Origin of the sequence: Paraburkholderia tropica, from assembly GCF_914484835.1 — a bacterium.
Classification (GTDB): Bacteria; Pseudomonadota; Gammaproteobacteria; order Burkholderiales; family Burkholderiaceae; genus Paraburkholderia; species Paraburkholderia tropica_A.
The window spans coordinates 1-18,948 of sequence record NZ_CAJZAR010000078.1 but is presented as its reverse complement, the minus strand read 5'-3'; the positions used below and the strand labels follow the sequence as shown (position 1 = coordinate 18,948).

The 18,948-nt window shown below is 68.2% G+C and carries 17 protein-coding genes and 1 pseudogene; 10 read left to right on the top strand and 8 right to left on the bottom strand.

Going from position 1 to position 18,948, the window contains the following annotated elements; translation table 11 throughout:
• Window positions 1-6 precede the first annotated feature (6 nt).
• Window positions 7-636 (bottom strand): molybdopterin-dependent oxidoreductase, encoded by a 630-nt coding sequence (locus LDO54_RS29165; protein ID WP_224014559.1) that lies wholly within the window; start codon window positions 634-636, stop codon window positions 7-9.
• Between the two features lie 285 nt (window positions 637-921).
• Between LDO54_RS29165 and LDO54_RS29160 the strand changes: the two genes are divergently transcribed.
• On the top strand, window positions 922-1,869 hold the full coding sequence (locus LDO54_RS29160; protein WP_224014557.1) for a phosphoribosyltransferase: 948 nt from the start codon (window positions 922-924) through the stop codon (window positions 1,867-1,869).
• Between the two features lie 7 nt (window positions 1,870-1,876).
• On the opposite strand, the gene LDO54_RS29155 is transcribed toward LDO54_RS29160, so the two are convergent.
• Complete coding sequence (locus LDO54_RS29155) at window positions 1,877-3,577, bottom strand: ATP-binding domain-containing protein (protein ID WP_224014555.1); 1,701 nt, start codon at window positions 3,575-3,577, stop codon at window positions 1,877-1,879.
• Between the two features lie 152 nt (window positions 3,578-3,729).
• Between LDO54_RS29155 and LDO54_RS29150 the strand changes: the two genes are divergently transcribed.
• The gene (locus tag LDO54_RS29150; RefSeq protein ID WP_224014553.1) at window positions 3,730-4,356 is read left to right on the top strand and encodes a glutathione S-transferase family protein; all 627 of its coding nucleotides are present in this window, start codon (window positions 3,730-3,732) and stop codon (window positions 4,354-4,356) included.
• Between the two features lie 69 nt (window positions 4,357-4,425).
• Window positions 4,426-5,058, top strand: coding sequence for a Fur family transcriptional regulator (locus LDO54_RS29145; RefSeq protein WP_224014552.1), 633 nt, complete (start codon window positions 4,426-4,428; stop codon window positions 5,056-5,058).
• Window positions 5,059-5,280: 222 nt separating this feature from the next.
• Here LDO54_RS29145 and LDO54_RS29140 read toward each other — a convergent pair whose 3' ends face one another.
• The 3 genes from LDO54_RS29140 to LDO54_RS29130 form a co-directional block, all read right to left on the bottom strand.
• Window positions 5,281-5,694, bottom strand: a complete 414-nt coding sequence (locus LDO54_RS29140; protein ID WP_224014550.1) for a response regulator — start codon at window positions 5,692-5,694, stop codon at window positions 5,281-5,283.
• 307 nt (window positions 5,695-6,001) lie between these two features.
• Window positions 6,002-7,552 (bottom strand): cryptochrome/photolyase family protein, encoded by a 1,551-nt coding sequence (locus LDO54_RS29135; RefSeq protein WP_224014548.1) that lies wholly within the window; start codon window positions 7,550-7,552, stop codon window positions 6,002-6,004.
• Window positions 7,553-7,793: 241 nt separating this feature from the next.
• Window positions 7,794-8,510: a TetR/AcrR family transcriptional regulator gene (locus LDO54_RS29130; protein WP_224014546.1), complete on the bottom strand. Its 717-nt coding sequence runs from the start codon at window positions 8,508-8,510 to the stop codon at window positions 7,794-7,796.
• 205 nt (window positions 8,511-8,715) lie between these two features.
• On the opposite strand from LDO54_RS29130, the gene LDO54_RS29125 reads away from it, so the two are divergent.
• Both LDO54_RS29125 and LDO54_RS29120 read left to right on the top strand, forming a co-directional pair.
• Window positions 8,716-10,233 (top strand): MDR family MFS transporter, encoded by a 1,518-nt coding sequence (locus LDO54_RS29125; protein ID WP_224014544.1) that lies wholly within the window; start codon window positions 8,716-8,718, stop codon window positions 10,231-10,233.
• A 255-nt stretch (window positions 10,234-10,488) separates the two neighbouring features.
• Window positions 10,489-11,793 carry an MFS family transporter gene (locus tag LDO54_RS29120; RefSeq protein WP_224014543.1) on the top strand — a complete coding sequence of 435 codons (1,305 nt, stop codon included), beginning with the start codon at window positions 10,489-10,491 and terminating at the stop codon, window positions 11,791-11,793.
• A 51-nt stretch (window positions 11,794-11,844) separates the two neighbouring features.
• On the opposite strand, the gene LDO54_RS29115 is transcribed toward LDO54_RS29120, so the two are convergent.
• The gene (locus LDO54_RS29115; protein ID WP_224014541.1) at window positions 11,845-13,296 is read right to left on the bottom strand and encodes a PLP-dependent aminotransferase family protein; all 1,452 of its coding nucleotides are present in this window, start codon (window positions 13,294-13,296) and stop codon (window positions 11,845-11,847) included.
• A 170-nt stretch (window positions 13,297-13,466) separates the two neighbouring features.
• On the opposite strand from LDO54_RS29115, the gene LDO54_RS29110 reads away from it, so the two are divergent.
• Together LDO54_RS29110 and LDO54_RS29105 are read left to right on the top strand one after the other, a co-directional pair.
• A complete protein-coding gene (locus LDO54_RS29110) occupies window positions 13,467-14,393 on the top strand; it encodes a DMT family transporter (RefSeq protein ID WP_224014539.1) in 927 nt (308 codons plus the stop codon).
• 163 nt (window positions 14,394-14,556) lie between these two features.
• A complete protein-coding gene (locus LDO54_RS29105; RefSeq protein ID WP_224014537.1) occupies window positions 14,557-15,114 on the top strand; it encodes a GNAT family N-acetyltransferase in 558 nt (185 codons plus the stop codon).
• A gap of 13 nt (window positions 15,115-15,127) precedes the next feature.
• On the opposite strand, the gene LDO54_RS29100 is transcribed toward LDO54_RS29105, so the two are convergent.
• The gene (locus LDO54_RS29100) at window positions 15,128-16,024 is read right to left on the bottom strand and encodes a LysR family transcriptional regulator (protein ID WP_224014535.1); all 897 of its coding nucleotides are present in this window, start codon (window positions 16,022-16,024) and stop codon (window positions 15,128-15,130) included.
• A gap of 105 nt (window positions 16,025-16,129) precedes the next feature.
• Between LDO54_RS29100 and tam the strand changes: the two genes are divergently transcribed.
• Together tam and LDO54_RS29090 are read left to right on the top strand one after the other, a co-directional pair.
• Window positions 16,130-16,954 (top strand): trans-aconitate 2-methyltransferase, encoded by an 825-nt coding sequence (tam, locus tag LDO54_RS29095; protein ID WP_224014534.1) that lies wholly within the window; start codon window positions 16,130-16,132, stop codon window positions 16,952-16,954.
• Window positions 16,955-17,113: 159 nt separating this feature from the next.
• Window positions 17,114-17,998: a mechanosensitive ion channel family protein gene (locus LDO54_RS29090; RefSeq protein WP_224014532.1), complete on the top strand. Its 885-nt coding sequence runs from the start codon at window positions 17,114-17,116 to the stop codon at window positions 17,996-17,998.
• A 34-nt stretch (window positions 17,999-18,032) separates the two neighbouring features.
• On the opposite strand, the gene LDO54_RS29085 is transcribed toward LDO54_RS29090, so the two are convergent.
• Entirely contained in the window at window positions 18,033-18,584 is a 552-nt protein-coding gene (locus LDO54_RS29085; protein ID WP_224014530.1) for a putative glycolipid-binding domain-containing protein, read from the bottom strand.
• Between the two features lie 223 nt (window positions 18,585-18,807).
• Between LDO54_RS29085 and LDO54_RS29080 the strand changes: the two are divergent.
• Window positions 18,808-18,948: pseudogene (locus LDO54_RS29080) on the top strand (urea transporter); the annotation flags it as partial.

Below are 18,948 nucleotides of genomic sequence, written 5' to 3'. Positions count from 1 at the left end.
CGGAACTTAGGACTTGATGGTCATCGAGACGATCTGCCAGGCGAACTTGGCGTCGCCGGCCGCGCCGTCGAGTTCGAGCGGGAACTGGTCGCGCGGATAGATCAGGAACAGCGGGCCGAAGTCGCTCACTTTCAGGCGCTTGCCGTTCATCGCGTAGGCCAGCACCACGCCGTAGCGGCTCGCGTCGGCGACCGGCACGACGCAGGTGTAGTCGTCGATGGTGTGGATTTCGATCTGGCTGCCGTAAGCGCCGACGGTCTTGAGCACGTCGGCGAGCAGCGGGCCCGTGAAGGTCGAGCGCGGCGTCCAGGTCGTGGCCGTCGAAATCGCGTGCACGGGCAGCGCGAGCAACTGCTGCTCGCTGAAGTGATAGGCCGTGTGCGCCGCGTTGTTGGTGACGCGCACCTGGCCGTTCACGTCGAGCGCGAGACCGCCGCCGGATGCGGCGAACGCGGGCCGCAGCGGCAGTGCGGCGGCCGCCAGCGTGGCCGCGAGCCCGGTGGCGAAGCGGCGGCGCGCGCGGTTCGCGGGCCGCGCGGATCCAGGCGCGGCTTGCGGGCCGTCCTCGAAGTCGCTCGGCAACTCGTCTTGCACCGCATCGTGCCGGGACTTCAGCCGGTCATCGGGATACTGCATCTGCTCGGGCCCCCTGGCGCATCGAATCGTCATCTGGTCGTGTGGTGCGCTGGCGCGCGCCGCCGGTCTGCATGGGCCGGCAAGCATAGGCATAATATCGTCAAACATTGACCCGACAATAGTCGGCTTGTTCGGATCGCTCGCCCGCTTTTGCGCCTGCTTTTATGGCTTTACGCGCGCGAGTGCCCCCGTAACGGATCGCAACGTCGCCGAACTGGCCGCAGCGGCCCGCAACGGTTCGCAACAGGCCGCCTCACCTGCCGCTTCAAGCGCCGCTTCGCTCACATGAACAAACCCGTCGTTCCGCTCACCTACGAACAGCTCGACCAGTGGGTCGAATCGCTGCAACCGCTTCTGGTCGAAGAAAATTTCGCCTGTGTCGTGGGCATCCTGCGCGGCGGCGCGCCGCTCGCGCTGATGGTTTCGCACGCAACCGGCGCGGGCGTCGCGTTCCTGCGCTACACGCGCGAGACGCGCGAAGTGCGCTGGGATTCCACGCTGCCGATGCCCGAACCGGGCTCGAAGGTGCTCGTCTGCGAGGACATCGCCGGACGCGGCCATACGCTCGTCGACTGCATCGCGTTCCTGCGCGAGCACGGCTTGCAGGTGCGCACGCTCACGGGCGCCTACGACGACCTCTCGCGCCTGCGCCCCGACTATTCGATCGACGCGAGCGGCTATTTCGCGCTGTTTCCGTGGGAGCGCCAGGCCTACACCGACCGCTATCGCGCCGACTGGGTCCGCGAGGGCGCGAGCGAAGGCTCGCGCATGGCCGACGACCACGAATACGCGGTCTACGCGATCGATCTCGACGGCATCCTGCTGCCCGACATTCCGCTCGCGCGCTACGACGAGGATCTCGACGGCGCGCTTGCCGAACGCGACGCGCTGGTGCCGTTCGAGCGCATTCCCGACATCGACCTCAAGCACGCGCGCGCGATCATCACGGGTCGGCCCGAACTCGACCGCGAGCGCACCCAGGCGTGGCTCGACCGCCACGGCTTCGGCCACCTGGAGCTGGTGATGCGCGCGCCCGGCGAGCACGACGAGTCGGCGCAAGGCGCGGCCACGCACAAGGCGGCGGCGGCCGTGCGCTGCGGCGTCACGCATTTCATCGAGAGCGATCCGGTGCAGGCGATCTTCATCGCCCAGCGCGCGCCGCTGCTGCGCGTGATCTGGTGGAACGCCCAGGCGCGCAGCGGCACGCTGATCGGCGCGTCGGCGTGGGGTTGAGCGGGGGTCAGCCTTCCTTGCCCGCCCTGATCGCGGGCGCGACCGGCTCGTGGCCGAGCAGTCGCGCCGCGTGCGGCGACGCCACCACGATCAGCTTCATGGTCGCGCGCGTCGCGCCGACGAACAGCTTGCGCACCGCGCGTTCGTCGAGCGTGTCGAAATCGACGTCGGTGAGAATCACGCACGGCGCCGCCTGCCCCTTGAAGCGATAGATCGAGTCGAGCAGCAGGTCGCCGTCGCGATACTGCGGCACGCCGAACAGGTCGTACTCGCCCGTGAAGCTGCGCAGCCGATGCGGCCCCAGATGATCGAGCGCCGTGAAATGCGAGTGCTCGCGCCCGCGGAACGACAGCACGACGATGTCCTGCTTGCGAAAGCCGAGCGCCAGCGCCTGCGTGACCGCGCGCCGCGTCGCCGCGACCACGGTCGATTCGCCGCCGCCCGCGTCCTCCTGTTCATCCCACGCGAACACCGTCACCTCCGATCCCCCGAACGGACTGGCCGCCGAGAGCCCGGCGAGCGCGGGCACGGTCGCGCCCGCCACGTCGCGAAGGAACGCGAGAATGTCGCGCGGACTGCGATAGTTCGTGGTCTCGCGCAGCACCGTCCAGCCCGGCAGCGCGACCGGCTCGCGCACGTAGAGGTTCTGCAGCGGATCTTCGAGCCACCACCACGCCGCGCCGGGCCGCAGCAGCCGCGCGAGCGCCTCGACCCACGCCTGCTGAAAATCCTGCCCTTCGTCGACGATCACGACGTCGAACTGCCAGCGCGCGTCGATCGGCGTCTGCGCGAAGCGCTGCTCCAGCGCCTCGAACACGTTCGCGCCTTCGAAATCGGGCACGTGGCCGCCGTCGCGCGCGACCCAGTCGCACAGCTGGTGATAGTTCGCCACCTTCACCTCGGGCGGCGCGACTTTCGCGATGTGATCCGCGAGCGGCCGGTTGAAGCACACGTAGAGCGTGCGCTGGCCGCGCGCGAGCGCGTCCTGCATCACCTGGAGCGCGAGCTGCGTCTTGCCCGAGCCCGCCGTGCCGATCACGCGCAGCCGGAACGGCGCGAACTCCAGCCGCCGCGCCCAGGTGGCGAGCCCGCCCGCGAGCCGCGTGACGAGCGTGCCCGCCGCGCCGACGAGCGCGCTCGCGTCGGGCATGAGCGCGAGTTCGTCGGCGAGAAAATGGTGGACCTTGGCGGCGCTCGGCAGACGCGGTTCGTCGGCGGGCAGCGCCTCGCGGATGATCGCCGCGAGCTGCGCCTTGCGCGTGGCATCGACGATGCGCGCGGGATTCACGCCCGCGATCGCCGGATCGCGCACCACGTGATCGGGGCAATAAAAGAGTTCTTCGAGGTGATAGGTGCCCGCGCCGAAGGCCGCCGTGAAGCGCCGGTGCAGCCCTTCCATGGTGCGCGCGAGCGCGACCGCGACGTTGCGCTCGGTCTGCATGTACGCTTTCACGAGCCCGTCTTTCGTCTCGCGCAAAAAGCCGGTTTTCTGCTCGACGATCATCACGCGCCCCGACGGGCTGACGATCGCGAAATCGGCTTCGCCGAACACCGAAAAACCTTCGGCGAGGCGCGTCCAGTGCACGCCGTGATAGACGGTGTAGCCCGCCGGCAGGCCGCGTTCGAGAAGCGCGAGCGTCTCGCGTTCGCGCGCGGCGGCGCCAGTGGCTTCGAGATGCTGCCAGTCGTCGGGGACAATCCGGGCCATATGCGATTCTCGTCACGTTGTGCAGCGGCTATTCTACGTAATGCGCTACGTCATGCGCGACGCCACGCGGCCCGCGCAGCGCGCGGCCGGATTCGCGTCGCGCGCGACGTTTTTCACGCTGCAATTCACGCTACAAAAGGAGAGTGATCCAGATGATCAAGATCTGGGGACGCGCCAATTCGGTGAACGTCCAGAAAGTCCTGTGGTGCTGCGACGAACTCGTGCTGCCGTTCGAGCGCGTCGAGGCGGGCGGCAAGTTCGGCCGTCTCGACGAGCCCGCCTATCTGGCGATGAATCCGAACGGCAAGGTGCCGACGCTCGTCGACGGCCATTTCGTGCTGTGGGAATCGAACGCGATCCTGCGCTATCTGGCGATGGAATACGGTCCGTCGAGCCTGCTCTACCCGACCGAGCCGAAAGTGCGCGCCGGCATCGAGCGCTGGCTCGACTGGTCGATCGGCACGCTCGCGCCCGCCGAACGGCCGCTGTTCCTCGCGCTCGTGCGCACGCCCGCCGAGAAGCGCGACGCCGCGCAGATCGCCGCCGACCTGGAGAACGTGGCCGCGCAGTGGACGCTGCTCGACCGCCATCTGCAAGGCCGCTTCTTTCTGGAGAACGACCGCTTCTCGCTCGCCGACATCGTGCTCGGGTCGTTCGCGCGGCGCTGGTTCGGTCTCGAAGGCATCGAGCGGCCCGCGCTGCCGAACCTCGAACGCTGGTATCAGCGGCTCGCGCAGCGTCAGGGCTTCCGCAAGTACATCGACTTGCCGCTGACCTGATGGCCGCGCCGCGCGTGGGCTCCGGCGCCAGGCCGGGCGCGCGCGCGGCGCGCCCCGTATAATCGCAGCATGAAGACAGCAAAACCGTCCCCGGAAAGCGCGGCGCCTCACACGCACGAGGCCCACGAGGCCCATGCGCCGCACGATCACGCGCATGCCCACGCAGATGACCACGCCCACGCGGCGCACGCTCATCGTCATGCCCCGGACGGCGCATCGCTCGACACCGCGCTCGAAATGGCCGAAGCCTATTGCCGCGAGCGCGGCGAAAAGCTCACGCCGATCCGCCGCAAGGTGCTCGAACTGCTGCTCGCCTCGGGCCGCGCGACCAAGGCCTATTCGCTGCTCGACGAAATGCGCCAGATCCATCCGGGATCGGCGCCGCCCACGGTGTATCGCGCGCTCGACTTTCTGCTGTCGGCGGGCCTGATTCACCGCATCGAATCGATCAACGCGTTCGCCGTCTGCCACGACCTCACGCAATGCCAGCACGGCATCCTCGTGGTCTGCCAGCAATGCGGCAACGTCACCGAACTGCACGAGCCCAAGCTGCGCCAGGCGCTGGTCGCGCAGATCGAGGCGGCGGGCTACCGGCTTTCGGGCGACGGCATCGAACTCAAGGGCGTCTGCGCGCAATGCCAGGCCGCCGAGGCGTCCGCGTCCTCATCCACGTCGTCGACGGAAACCGCCGCGCATTCCTGAGCGCATTCCTGAGCGCATTCCTTGGCGCGAGCCGGGGCTTCACGCCGGTGCCGTCGCGCATCGGCGCATTTCACGCATAGAGGGTTCGAACGCAAGGGCCGCAGCGGGCTGAACCGCCGCGCCTGGCGCGCACGCGGCCGCTCGCGGCGCGTGGGCCGCGTGGCATGTCGCGTGCGAGCGGCGCGCCCGGTCCTCATCGGCCCGGGCCGCCGCACGATACGCTCAGAAGGACGAATGGCGCGCGTCGATCGCGTCGCTGAGCAACGCGACCAGCGCTTCCGGCTTGGCCGGCTTGGTCATGAAGTGCTGGAAGCCTTCGCCGATGCTGCGCAAACGCCAGCTTTCGTCGGTGTGGCCCGTGAGCGCCACCGCGACGGCCGGCGCGTGATCGCCGCGTATCTCGTGGTCGCGCAGACGCTGAATCAGATAAAAGCCGTCCATCGCGGGCAAATCGAGATCGCAGACCACTGCGTCGGGAAGCAGCCTGATCGCCGCTTCGACACCGGTTTCGGCGTCCTCCACCGCAACGACGCGGGCTCCTTCGGCCTCCAGCAGCGAGGCGAGCGAGTCCCGGCTTTGCGGGTCGTCTTCGACCAGCACGATGGTCGTCTGGTCGAGTTTGTGTACTGCGTTCATTGTCTTTGCTTGAATGCCGTTCTGTCTGTTTCGCGAGGTGCGCCGGCGGGTAGCCGGCGCGCGTCGCGTTGCGGGCACTGCGCCCCGGAGAGATCCCGAGGCCGCCCATATAGAGCAATATTGATGCCGCGGGTTCACTGCGCCGCGCACAATAGACCCTTGCGAGGTCACGCAGATGACAAGCGCGCCGCGCCGCCTTGCAGGCGCTTACGGCGGGCTTTGCGCGGGCTCGCCAGAGCGCGTAGATGGCGGAGCATGTCCGCGCGTCGCACGCTCATCGGCGCTCGCCTCTGCCCTCGCAGCGCCCTCATTCCGACGATTCCTGTGCGGCTTTGCCCCTGCCCGGTGCAGCCTTCGCGCCCGATTTCCCGGTCTTCGCGAACGCCTCCAGCGCCCGCGCGCGCGCCACATCATGTTCGACCACGGGCAGCGGATAGTCGGTGCCCAGGCGCACGCCCGCCGCTTCGAGCTGGGCCGCGCTGGCCTTCCAGGGCTGATGGATCGCGTTGTCGGGCAGCTTCGCCAGTTCGGGCACCCACTGGCGCACATAAGCGCCGCGCGGATCGAACTTCTGGCCCTGCAGCACCGGATTGAAGATGCGGAAATACGGCGCCGCATCCATGCCCGAACCGGCCACCCACTGCCAGTTGGCGGGATTGCTGGCCGAATCGGCATCGACGAGCGTGTCCCAGAACCACTGCTCGCCCTCGCGCCAGTCGAGCAGCAGATGCTTGGCGACGAACGACGCCACCACCATGCGCACGCGATTGTGCATCCAGCCCGTGTGCCACAGCTCGCGCATCCCGGCATCGACGAGCGGATAGCCGGTCAGGCCGCGCTGCCACGCGCGCAGCGCCCTGGCGTCGCGGCGCCACGGCATCGCGTCGAAATGCGTGCGCAGATTGCGCTCGGCGAGATCGGGCCAGTGAAAGCGCTGGTAGTAACAGAACTCCCGCCAGCCCAGTTCGCTCGCGAACTTTTCGGCGCTTTCGGCGCGGCGCGCGGGCGACCCCGTCTTCGAACCCTTTTTCACGCCATGCTCGGCGGCCTTGAGCGCTGCGAACGCCTGGCGCGGCGAGATCGCGCCCACGCGCAGATACGGCGACAAACGGCTCGTGGCCGCGTGGGACGGCGCGTCGCGCTCCTCCGCGTAGGCCTCGAAATCGGTGCCGAGGAACGCGTTCAGACGCTCGATCGCGGCCTCTTCGCCGGCGGGCCACGCCTCGCGCATGCCGCCCGCCCAGTCGGGCTTGCGCGGCGAGAGACCGAGATCGTCGAGTTTCGATGCGCACTGGGTAAGACGTGCCGGTAGCGATTGAAAATTCAGCCGATCCGGCTCGGGCGCGGGCGGCGGCGGATCGCCGATGCGGCGGCACGCGCGCCAGTAAGCGGTGAACACCTGGAACGGCTCGCCGGACTGATTGAGCACCGTCCACGGTTCGGCGAGCAGCGCGCCGTTGAAGCTTTCGGCGGTCAGGCCGCGCTCGCGCAGACGCGTCTTGAGCGCCGCGTCCGATTCGCGCTCGTGGGCGCCGTAGCGGCGGTTCCAGAACACGCCGGTCGCGCCGCTCGCTTCGACAAACGCTTCGAGCGTGTCGGCCTCGGGGCCTTGCAGGATCACGAGCCGCCCGCCGCGCTCGCGCAGCGATGCGTCGAGCGCGTGCAGCGACACGTGCAGCCACCAGCGCAGCGCGCCGCCGGGCGCGCGTTCGCCCGCGGCATCGGGATCGTGGATATAGAGGCAGATCAGCGGCTGGCCGGTCTCGGCGGCGGCGGCGAGTGCGGGCTGGTCGGCGAGACGCAGATCGTCGCGAAACCAGGCGATGACGGGCGCGGGAGTGGATTTTTTAGCGGTCAACCGGACCTCGAACGTGTGACGTGCCGCGCCGTCCGGCCGCTTTGCGCACCTGCGTGCGATGCGTTCTGGCCAGGCGGCGCTCGGGTGCCGCAGCGTACCACGCGCGGCGGCGCGCCAAGCGGGCCAAATGTGCGCTGAACGTGCGCTGAACGCGCGCCGGACCTGCAATGCGCGCGATCGAAGCCGCGAGGCTAGCGACCTAAGCAAGCCGTACCAAGCAGGCCGTACCAAGCAGGCCGTACTAAGCAGGCCGTATGCCTCGGGTGATGAGCGCAACGGCGTGGCGCGCGATTTCCTCGGCGCCGATGCGATGCGGCACGGGCGCGTTGCGCCAGACCGGCGCGGTGGCGAGCGGCAGCAGCGTGAGCCCGAGCAGCGACTGGAACAGCAGCGACGGCTCCAGATCGGCGTTGAGCTTGCCTTCGCGCTGCCAGCGCTCGATCGCCGCGTGCGCCGCGCGCTGGTTGTCGTGGCCGAAGCGCTCGTGCATGCGCTGGCGCAGCAGCCCGCCCTCGCTGATCACCTCGCGCACCCACAGCGGCGCGAACCACGGATGCGCCTGCCCCACCTCGACGAAACGCCGCGTCAGTTCGGTGAGCGCGGCGAGCGGATCGTCGGGATGCTGCTCGAACGAGCCGCCGAGCGCGGTGCGCAGCGGCACGAAACGCTCGTCGATCAGCACGTCGATCAGTTGATCGCGCGTCTTGAAGTAGTAGTGCACCATCGCGGGCGTGACGCCCGCCTCGCGTGCGATGGCGGCGAGCGTGGTGTCGAGGATGCCCTGGCGCGCGAACAGCGCGAGCGCTGCGACGATCAGGCGCTCGCGCTGCCCGGCGCCGCCCGCGCCGCCGCTCGGACGGCCCGGCCGCTTCGCGCCCGTCAGTCCCTTCGTCTCCTTCGCGCCTTTCGGCGGCGCCGCTTCCGGCGCAGTGTCAACCGCAGTGTCAACAGTAGTCATGGTGATTCGAAAAATCGGGCCCACGCGAACAATACACGAGCGCGCGGATCGTCTTAAGAGCAGGACGCGAAACCATCGGTAACGCAGCGGTTACGAATCCGACTTTGACCGGGCTTCAGAATTGCCCTAATATTAATCTTCAAGTTAATTAATTTCAAGATCGATCCCGATCATGAAAACCGCGATGAAGGACGCGAGACCTCCCATGGACTCCACTGCGCAACACCTCGCCGCCGGGCCGGCCGACCAGACCGGCGGCCATCCGCCGATCCGGCTGCTGTTTCCCGCGCTGCTGCTCGTCATGCTGCTCGCGGCGCTCGACCAGACCATCGTGTCGACGGCGCTGCCGACCATCGTCGGCGAATTGGGCGGGCTCGACCGGCTGTCGTGGGTGGTCACGGCCTACCTGCTGACGTCCACGATCGTCGTGCCGCTGTACGGCAAATTCGGCGACCTGTTCGGCCGCAAGATCGTGCTTCAGGCCGCCATCGTCATCTTTCTGGCGGGGTCGGCGCTCTGCGGCATGGCGCAGAACATGCCGCAGCTGATCGCCTTGCGCGCGTTGCAGGGGATCGGCGGCGGCGGCCTGATGGTCGTGACGATGGCCGCGATCGGCGACGTCATTCCGCCCGCGCAACGCGGCAAATATCAGGGCATGTTCGGCGGCGTGTTCGGCCTCGCCACCGTGATCGGCCCGCTGCTCGGCGGCTTTCTCGTCGAGCATCTGTCGTGGCGCTGGATTTTCTACATCAACCTGCCGCTGGGCGCCGTGGCGCTCGCCGTGATCGGCGCCGTGTTCAAGCCGCGCGTCGCGCAGGTCAAGCACGTGATCGATTACATGGGCGCGGGCTGGCTGGCCGCCGCGCTCACCTGCCTGATCCTCTTCACGAGCGAAGGCGGCTCGCTGCTGCCGTGGAATTCGCCGCAGCTGTGGCTCACGCTGGCGCTCGGCGTGGTGGCGGTCGCGGGGTTCATCCACGAGGAAAAGCACGCCGCCGAACCGATCATGCCGCTCGAACTGTTTCGCGAGCGCACCTTCGTGCTGTCGAGCCTGATCGGCTTCATCGTGGGCGTGTCGCTGTTCGGCTCGGTCACGTTCCTGCCGCTGTATCTCCAGGTCGTGAAGGGCTCGACGCCGTCCGAGGCCGGCATGCAGATGCTGCCGATGATGGGCGGCGTGCTCGTGATGTCGGTGATCACGGGGCGAATCATCAGCAAGATCGGCAAGTACCGCATCTTCCCGATCATCGGCACCGCCTGCGTGGCCGCGGCGATGATGCTGCTCGCGCGCCTCGAAATCGACACGCCGCTCACGCGCATGTATCTCTACATGGGCCTGCTCGGCTGCGGGCTCGGCATGGTGATGCAGGTGCTGATCCTCGCGGTGCAGAACACCGTGGAGTTCCGCCACATGGGCGTGGCGACCTCGGGCGCGACGCTGTTCCGCTCGATCGGCGGCTCGGTGGGCGTGGCCGCGTTCGGCGCGGTGTTCTCGCACGGCCTGCACGCGCGCCTCGCGACGCTGCTCGCCGCCGACGTGGAACTGCCGCAGCCGCTCACGCCCGACGTCATCCACCATCTGCCGCCCGCGCTGCACGCGCAATACCTCGACGCGTTCTCGGGCGCGCTGCACACGGTCTATCTCTCGGCGGCCTGCGTGGTGGTGTTCGCCTTCGTGCTCGCCTGGCTGCTGCGGGACGTGCCGCTGCGCAAGCATCCCTGATTTTTCCCTTTAGCTTCCCTTCGCGCGGCGCGGTTCTCGCGTCGCGCACGCGTCTTCCGTCCCGCCTTCGCTCTGTCCCTTTCCTTAGCGCCCGATTGCCCGCGCGCCCCGCACCCTGGGGTTTTCCTTACATTTGCACATCGTATATTTACAATTAGATAAAATCCCGAGGCGCAACGCGCATCTGTACGCGGCGATTCGCGGTTCGCCGATCGCCGCGCCTCAAAAAAGCACTACACAGGAAAGAGACCTCCCATGGACGTCAAGACCGAGACCGCCGTGCCCGACGCGCACGACACGCGGCGACGCGTGTTCGCCATTGTCGGCGCCTCGTCGGGCAATCTCGTCGAGTGGTTCGACTTCTACATCTACTCGTTCTGCGCGCTCTACTTCGCGCCCGCGTTCTTCCCGAGCGGCAACACCACGACGCAGCTGCTGAACACCGCCGGCGTGTTCGCGGCAGGCTTCCTGATGCGCCCGATCGGCGGCTGGCTGTTCGGCCGCATCGCCGACCGCCACGGCCGCCGCACCGCGATGATGATCTCCGTGCTGATGATGTGCGGCGGCTCGCTCGTGATCGCCGTGCTGCCGACCTACGCGCAGATCGGCGCGATGGCCCCGCTGTTGCTGCTGATCGCGCGCCTGTTCCAGGGCTTGTCGGTGGGCGGCGAGTACGGCACCAGCGCGACCTACATGAGCGAAGTGGCGCTCAAGGGCCGGCGCGGCTTCTTCGCCTCGTTCCAGTACGTGACGCTGATCGGCGGCCAATTGTGCGCGCTGCTCGTGCTCGTGATCCTGCAACAGACGCTCTCGACCGAGGAACTGAAGGCGTGGGGCTGGCGCGTTCCGTTCGTGGTGGGCGCGTGCGCCGCGCTGATCTCGCTCTATCTGCGTAAATCGCTCGACGAAACCTCGACGAACGAATCGCGCCACAAGCAGAACGCGGGCACGATTCGCGGCGTGTGGCAGCACAAGGGCGCGTTCCTCACGGTGGTCGGTTTCACTGCGGGCGGCTCGCTGATCTTCTACACGTTCACCACCTACATGCAGAAGTACCTGGTGAACACGGCGGGCATGCACGCGAAGACCGCCAGCAACGTGATGACGGGCGCGCTGTTCGTCTACATGCTGCTGCAACCGGTGTTCGGCGCGTTCTCCGACAAGATCGGCCGCCGCAACTCGATGCTGCTGTTCGGCGTGTTCTCGGTGCTCTGCACGGTGCCGCTGATGCACGCGCTCAAGGACGTGACGAACCCGTTCGCCGCGTTCGCGCTGATCGTGATCGCGCTGGCGATCGTGAGTTTCTACACGTCGATCAGCGGCCTCATCAAGGCGGAAATGTTCCCGCCCGAAGTGCGCGCGATGGGCGTGGGCCTCTCGTATGCGGTCGCCAACGCGATCTTCGGCGGCTCGGCGGAATACGTCGCGCTGTGGTTCAAGTCGATCGGCAGCGAAAGCACGTTCTACTGGTACGTGACCGTGCTGTGCGCGATTTCGCTGCTCGTTTCGTGGCGCATGCGCGACCCGAGCAAGGAAGGTTATCTGCGTCACGAGCCGTGATTGTGATGCGATAACGAACGGCGCACGCGCAACGCGTGCGCCGTTCTGGTTTCAGTCCACGCGTTCCCATGCGGATTGCGGGGACGTTTGCAATGCGGCCCGCTCCATCGCGCGCTGCAAGGTCTCGTAGACCTTGGGCCGATTGCACTGCGAAGCATTGAAACGCAGATACTCGCCCGCGCCGCGCGACACGCTGAACACGTTGCCCGGCGCGAGCACCACGCCGTCGGCGAGCGCCTCGCGCGCGACCTGCGCCGCGTCGAGCCCATCGGGCAAACGCGCCCACAACAGCATGCCCGCCTGCGGCCGCGTCCACGCCGTGAGCCCCGCCGCCGCGAGACGGCGCAGCGTGTCGCCCATCGCGTCGGCGAGCCGCGCGCGCAAGCCTTCCAGATAACGCCGATACGTGCCGTCGACGAGCAGACGCTGCACCAGATCGGCCGTCAATTCCCCGTTGCCGAACGAGACCGCGAGCTTCAGATCGACGAGCGGTTCGATCCAGTCCGCGCGCGCCGCAATATAGCCGCAGCGCGCGGCGGCCGTCATCGTCTTCGAAAAACTGCCGATGGCGATCACGCGCGCGAGCCCGTCGAAGGCCGCGAGACGCGGCGCGGGATCGGTCTCGAAGTCGGCGAAGATGTCGTCTTCGATGATGGTCAGGCCGTGCTCCTCGGCGAGCTTGAGCACGCGATGCGCGACCGCGGGCGCGAGCGTCGCGCCGGTGGGATTGTGGATCGCCGAATTCGTGACGTAGAGGCGCGGACGATGCTCGGCGAGCACGCGCTCGAACGCGGCCGGATCGGGACCGGTAGGCGTGTACGGCACGCCGACGACCTTCGCGCCGTGCACGCGCAGCATCGCCTGAAAGTTGAAATAGCACGGGTCGTCGACGAGCACGGTGTCGCCGGGCTGGAGCAGAAAGCGGCACAGCAGGTCGAGCGCCTGGCTGCCGCCGTCGGTGAGCACGATCTGGCCGGGTTCCGCGCCGATGCCGTGCTGCGCGAGCCGCCACGACAGATGCTGGCGCAGCGCGGGCTGGCCGAGCGGCGTGGCGTAGTCGGTCAGTTGCGCGCGCGGATCGCGTGCGATGGCGCGCAGCGCGCGGCGCACCGCGTCCTGCGGCAGCCACGAAGCGGGCAGCCAGCCGCAGCCGGGGCGCAATGCGCGCGCATCGGTTTCGAGCGACTGACGCGTGAGCCAGAGCGGATCGATTTCGCGATCCAGACGCGGCTGCGGCTGCACACCCGGCACCGCCATACCGCCCGCGCCCGCCACGAAAAACCCCGAACCGCGCCGCGCGACCAGCGCGCCTTCGGCCACGAGCCGCTCGTAAGCCTCGACCACGGTCGATTTCGACACACCCGACTGCTCGCTCATCGTGCGGATGGACGGCACCCGCGCACCCGCCGCCAGCGCCCGCGACGCGATCCGCTCGCGCACGATCCGCATGACCTGCTCGACGCGCGTGAGCGCGCCGTCCGCTGTCTGCCGTGTGTCCTCCATCTGTCCTCCGCTGTCCACCCGCCGTCCCCCCACTGTCGCCAACTGTACTGATCCGTACTCAGTACAGTTCATCAAAATTGTACTGATGCTTAGCTTACCGGTTCGGGGCCGCGCGCGCATGATCGGCCAGATGGCATAGGCGCTCTGGCCTGGCTCTCCACTCTTCCCCCATGCGCAAAACCCTCGACTCCACCACCGACGGCTGGCTCTGCGGCCTCGCCGGCGTGCTCATCTTCAGCGGCTCGCTGCCCGCCACGCGCGTGGCCGTGCTCGACCTCGATCCGCTCTTTCTCACCGGCGCGCGCGCCACGCTCGCCGGCCTGCTCGGCGCGCTGCTGCTGATGCTGTTTCGCGCGGCGCGGCCGCAGCGCAGCGAAGTCTGGCCGCTCGTGATCGTCGCGCTCGGCGTGGTGGTCGGCTTTCCGCTGCTCACGGCGCTGGCGCTGCGCCATGTGAGTTCGGCGCACGCGATCGTCTTCGTCGGGCTGCTGCCGCTCTCGACCGCGATCTTCGGCGTGCTGCGCGCGGGCGAGCGCCCGCAGCCCGCGTTCTGGCTGTTCTCGGCGCTCGGCAGCGGCGCGGTGGTCGCGTTCGCGCTGCGTCATGGCGCCGACGCCTCGCCGGTCGGCGACGCGCTGATGCTCGCCGCGATCGTGGTCTGCGGTCTCGGCTATGCGGAAGGCGCGCGGCTCTCGCGGCGGCTCGGCGGCTGGCAGGTGATCTGCTGGGCGCTCGTGATCTCGCTGCCCGTGATGGTGCCGCTCGCGGCGTGGTGCCTGCCCGCTTCGTTCGCGGCGGTGAGCGCGGCCTCGTGGTGGGGGCTCGCTTATGTGTCGCTGTTCAGCATGCTGATCGGCTTCGTGTTCTGGTATCGCGGACTCGCGCTCGGCGGCATCGCGGGCGTCGGCCAGTTGCAGTTGCTGCAGCCGTTCTTCGGCTTCCTGCTCGCGGCCCTGCTGCTGCACGAAGCGGTGCCGACCGCGATGCTCGCCGTCACGGCCGTCGTGATCGGCTGCGTGGCTGGCGCTCGGCGCTTCGGACGCAGTCCCGCGCCGAAGCCTCCGCAGCAGAACCGCGCGCAGGCGCAGCGCGGTTGAAACGTGCGTCGATGCTTGCGTCAGTGCGTCGGTGGGTCTCCTCGTTGATGCCGCCCCTACGCGATTTTTGACTCGCTTCAATTCAGCGCGCGCACAAGGCATAGTGGACAGACTGGCCGCATCCACGCGGCCTGCCACCCCGCTCCACCCGCACCGCCCGCCCATGAACGCACCGCCTACCGCGCCCCTGATGCGCGACGCCACGCCCGCCGACTTTGCCGCCATCGGCGCTATCTACGCGCATCACGTGCTGCACGGCGCAGCCTCGTTCGAGGAAACGCCGCCCTCGCTCGACGACCTGCTGCGCCGCCACGCCGCCGTACGCGAACAAGGCTTGCCCTGGCTCGTCGCCGAAATCGATGGCAAGGTGGCCGGTTATTGCTACGCGACGCCTTATCGGCCGCGCTCGGCGTATCGCTACACCGTGGAAGATTCGATCTATATCGACGAGGCGTTTCGCGGACGCGGACTCGGCCGCGTGCTGCTCGAAGCGCTGATCGCGCGTTGCGAACAAGGCCCGTGGCGGCAGATGATCGCCGTGATCGCCGACCCGAAAGGCGGCTCGCTCGCGCTGCATGCGAGCCTCGGTTTCGAACTCGTCGGCACGCTGCGCGGCGTGGGATTCAAGCATGGCGAGTGGCGCGACACGACGCTGATGCAGCGCGCGCTCAACGCGGGCGCGCAAACCCCGCCCGCCACGTCAGCCACCTCAGCCACATAAGGCGCGCCGCGCGTTAGCGCGCCTTGCCGCCCTGCGCGAGCAGCAGGTCGTAAAGCGTCTGCGCGGCCGGCGACAAATGCGCCGACTTGCGCGTCACCAGCACCAGCGTGCGCGACACCGAAGGCTCCACGAGCTCGACCACGCGCACCATCGGAAACGCCGCTTTCTGCACCGCGAGGCGCGGCACGACCGCCGCGCCCAGCCCTTCCGCCACAAGCCCGAGCGCCGTCGAACTGCGCTGCACCTCGTAGAACGCGCGCAGATTCACGCCATTCGTTTCCAGCGCGACGTCGAGCAGCCCGCGATTCGCGCTCACCTCGCCCGCGAAAATCAGCGCGTGCTCGCTCAGCGCCGACCACTTCACGCGCCGCCGTTTCGCCAGCGGATGATCCTCGCGGCAGACCAGCACATAAGGATCGGTGGTCAGCGGCACGCTGCTCAACTCGGGATGCTGCCCGCCCGCCACGCTGATGCCGAACTCAGCCTCGCGCCGCAACACCGCCGATAGTACGGATGCCGAAGCATGATCGAGTATGCGCACGCGATCATGCGGACGAATCTCCGAGAACCGCCGCAGCACGCGCGGCAGATATTGCACGCCCACGGTCGGCACGCACGCAATCGACACATCGCCGCGCTGGCTCATGCCGGTTTCGCGGATTTCCGTGAGCGCATCGGCGAGTTCGCTCAGCAGGCGGCGCGCCTGCGGCAGAAACCGTTCGCCGATTTCGGTGAGCGCGCAGTGACGCGTGGTGCGCTCGACCAGCACGACACCGAGATGCGCTTCGAGCTTGCGCAGGCGCTGCGTAACGGCCGTCTGCGTGACGTTGAGCGTTTGCGCGGCCTGGCGAAAACTGCCGCCTTCCGCGATGGCGACGAAAGCCTGCACGCCGAGCGTATCTATTTTCATCAATTTTATGAATCAATCATCGAACTTATTTCATTTTACTGATTTCCCGTTCGCGCCCAGAATACGCGCATCCCGCTCCCCACATCCATTCCCCAGGAGACGCCCATGCTGAACAACGCAGCGGACAACACCACCACGCGCGACGGTTACGCGAAGCAATACGTGCAGTTCGAGGACGAACGCACGCGTCCCGTGCGCGACCTGCTCGCCGCCGTGCCGATCGCGCCTGAGCAGACGATCGGCACGGCGGTCGATATCGGCTGCGGTCCGGGCAATTCCACCGAAATGCTGATGGCGCGCGCGCCGAGCGCGCAAGTGAGCGGCGTGGATGCGTCGGCGGACATGCTCGATGCCGCGCGCGAGCGTCTGCCGCAACTCGATTTCGAACTCGCCGATATCGCGGAATGGAGCGCGCGCGGCAGCGACGCGCCGCGCTACGACCTGATACTCGCGAACGCCGTGCTGCAATGGCTGCCCGATCACGACACGCTGTTTCCGCGCCTCGTGCAGCGCCTCGCGCCCGGCGGCCATCTCGCGGTCCAGATGCCCGACAATCTCGACGAACCCGCGCACCGTCTGCTGCGCGAGATCGCCGCCGAAGCGCCGTGGGCCGGGCGCCTCGCGGGCGTGGCGCGCACCGAGCGTTTCGACGCGCGCCACTACTACGCGCTGCTCGCGCCGCTGTGTGCGCGCGTCGATGTCTGGCGCACGACTTATCATCATCCGCTCGCGGGCGGCCCGGACGCCGTGGTCGAATGGTTCAAGGGCAGCGCCATGCGCCCCTTCCTCGCCGCGCTCGGCAGCGACGAAGAACGCGCCGCGTTCACCGCGCGCTATCGCGAGGCCATCGCGCGCGCGTATCCCGCGTTCGATAACGGCGTCGTGCTGCTGCCGTTTCCGCGTCTGTTCATCGTCGCGACGCGAGGCTGACGCGCACTCGCACTAACGTTCGCTAACGTAACAACACGCGCACGCGTCGCGATCGAAGCGCCATCGAAGCACGAAGCAAACCGGTTCGCCCCGTAAAATAGGCCCTCTTTGCGCGGCCGGTCACGCACCGCCGCGCCCGACTTCGAGGACCTCGCCCCCATGCAATCGCTACTCGTGCACGTTCACCCGTCCAACTGGAGTTTCCTGTGGGACGCGCTCACCGCTCTCGCGCTGCGGCTGTGCGCCGCCGTCGCCATACTGTGGGCGGGCTGGTGGATCTCGCGGCGCGTCGGCAAATGGCTCTCGGGCCAGGGCAGCATCGACGCCACGCTGCGTCCCATCGTGCGCGATTGCGCGCTGTGGGGCGTGCGCCTCGTCGCGATCGTCGGCGCGCTGTCGCAACTGGGCATCCAGACCGCGAGCATCGTCGCGGTGCTCGGCGCCGCCGGTCTCGCCATCGGCCTCGCGCTGCAAGGCACGCTGCAAAATATCGCGGCGGGCATCATGTTGCTGCTGCTGCGCCCGTTCAAAGTGGGCGACTATATCGACGGCGGCGGCGGCAATGTCGCGGGCACGGTCGAGGAAGTGAACCTCTTCACGACGCGCCTCACGAAGCCCGACGGCATCTGCGAATACGTGCCGAACAGCGCGCTGTGGAGCAATTCGATCCGCAATTTCAGCCGCAATCCCACGCGCCGTCTCGACCTCGAAGTGGAAGTGTCGGTGCGCGACGACGTGAACCGCGCGATCGAGGCGCTGCGCGCGCTGGCCGCCGCCGATCCGCGCGTGCTGGCCGCGCCCGCGCCGCAAGTCATGGTGACGCGTTTCGACGACAGCACGGTCGTGCTCAACATCCGCGCGTGGTCCAACATCGACACCTTCTGGGACATGCGCTGGGCGCTCTCGCGCCAGGTGCGCCAGGCGCTCGCCGACGCGCATTGCGCGCTGCCGGTGCGCACGCGCGAACTGCATATCGTGCAGACGGGCGGCGCGCAAACGGATGCGGAATCCGCACAAGGCGCGACGCAGAATCCCGCGCGCTGACGCCACGCGAGTTCAGGTCGAATTCAGGGCAAATTCAGAGCACGGGCAAGCGCCTGAACAGCGTCGGATAGTCGATCACGAGTCCGTCTTCGTCGATGCGCAAATCCGCCGTGAAGTCGCGAAAAATGCCTTCGTAGCGATAGATCCGATCCGGCTCGATGCACACATAGGCCTGCGCGACGCGCCTCGGTTCGAGTTCGGGCGCGGCGATATACGCGACGTCGATCGGACGCCGTTCGCCGCGCGCGAGACCGAGGCGGCGGATCGGCAAGGTGTTCGTGAACGGCGTGGCCGCGAGATCGATGTCGATGCAGCCTTCGATGGCGTCGAGCGCGCGGCCCGCGTCGTCGCGCCAGTGGCCGAGGCCGTCGCCGTGCATCGCGAACGCCGCGCCGCCCATCACGCGAAACGCCGCGTAGGTCACGCGCCATCGCGCGTCGCACTGCACCGTGTAGCACAGGCCGTAGGCCTTGCCGTAACGCTGCCCGACCACCACGCTTTCCACGCGGATCGCGCCGCCGCTCGCATCGAACGCCAGGTGCTCGATGCCCTCGCCTTCCTCCGAAGCCCAACGCACTTCACGCATCGCTCGTCTCCCGCCGCGCCGGGGTGCGCGGCTGCGGCTATCGTAGCGCGCTCACGCGCGGCGCGCATCGGCGCGCAAATAGCGACTATCAACGCGCGCGCATGCGCAACCCGCACCGCATCGCCTATGCTCGCGATGCGCGCCATGTTCCCTTTCGCATTCACGCTTGCGCGTCTTCACGCCTGCACGCGTCCACGTCCCCACGCCTTGCCGCACGACCGCCATGCCGACCCACGCCCCCGCCCACCCGTATGCCGCCTCCGACCGGCTCGCCGCGCCGCTGCGCACGCTGCTGCGCAGCCTGGGCCAGATCGTGCTGCAGCGCCACGCGGGCACCGGCGCGGGCGTGCTCGCGGCGCTCGCG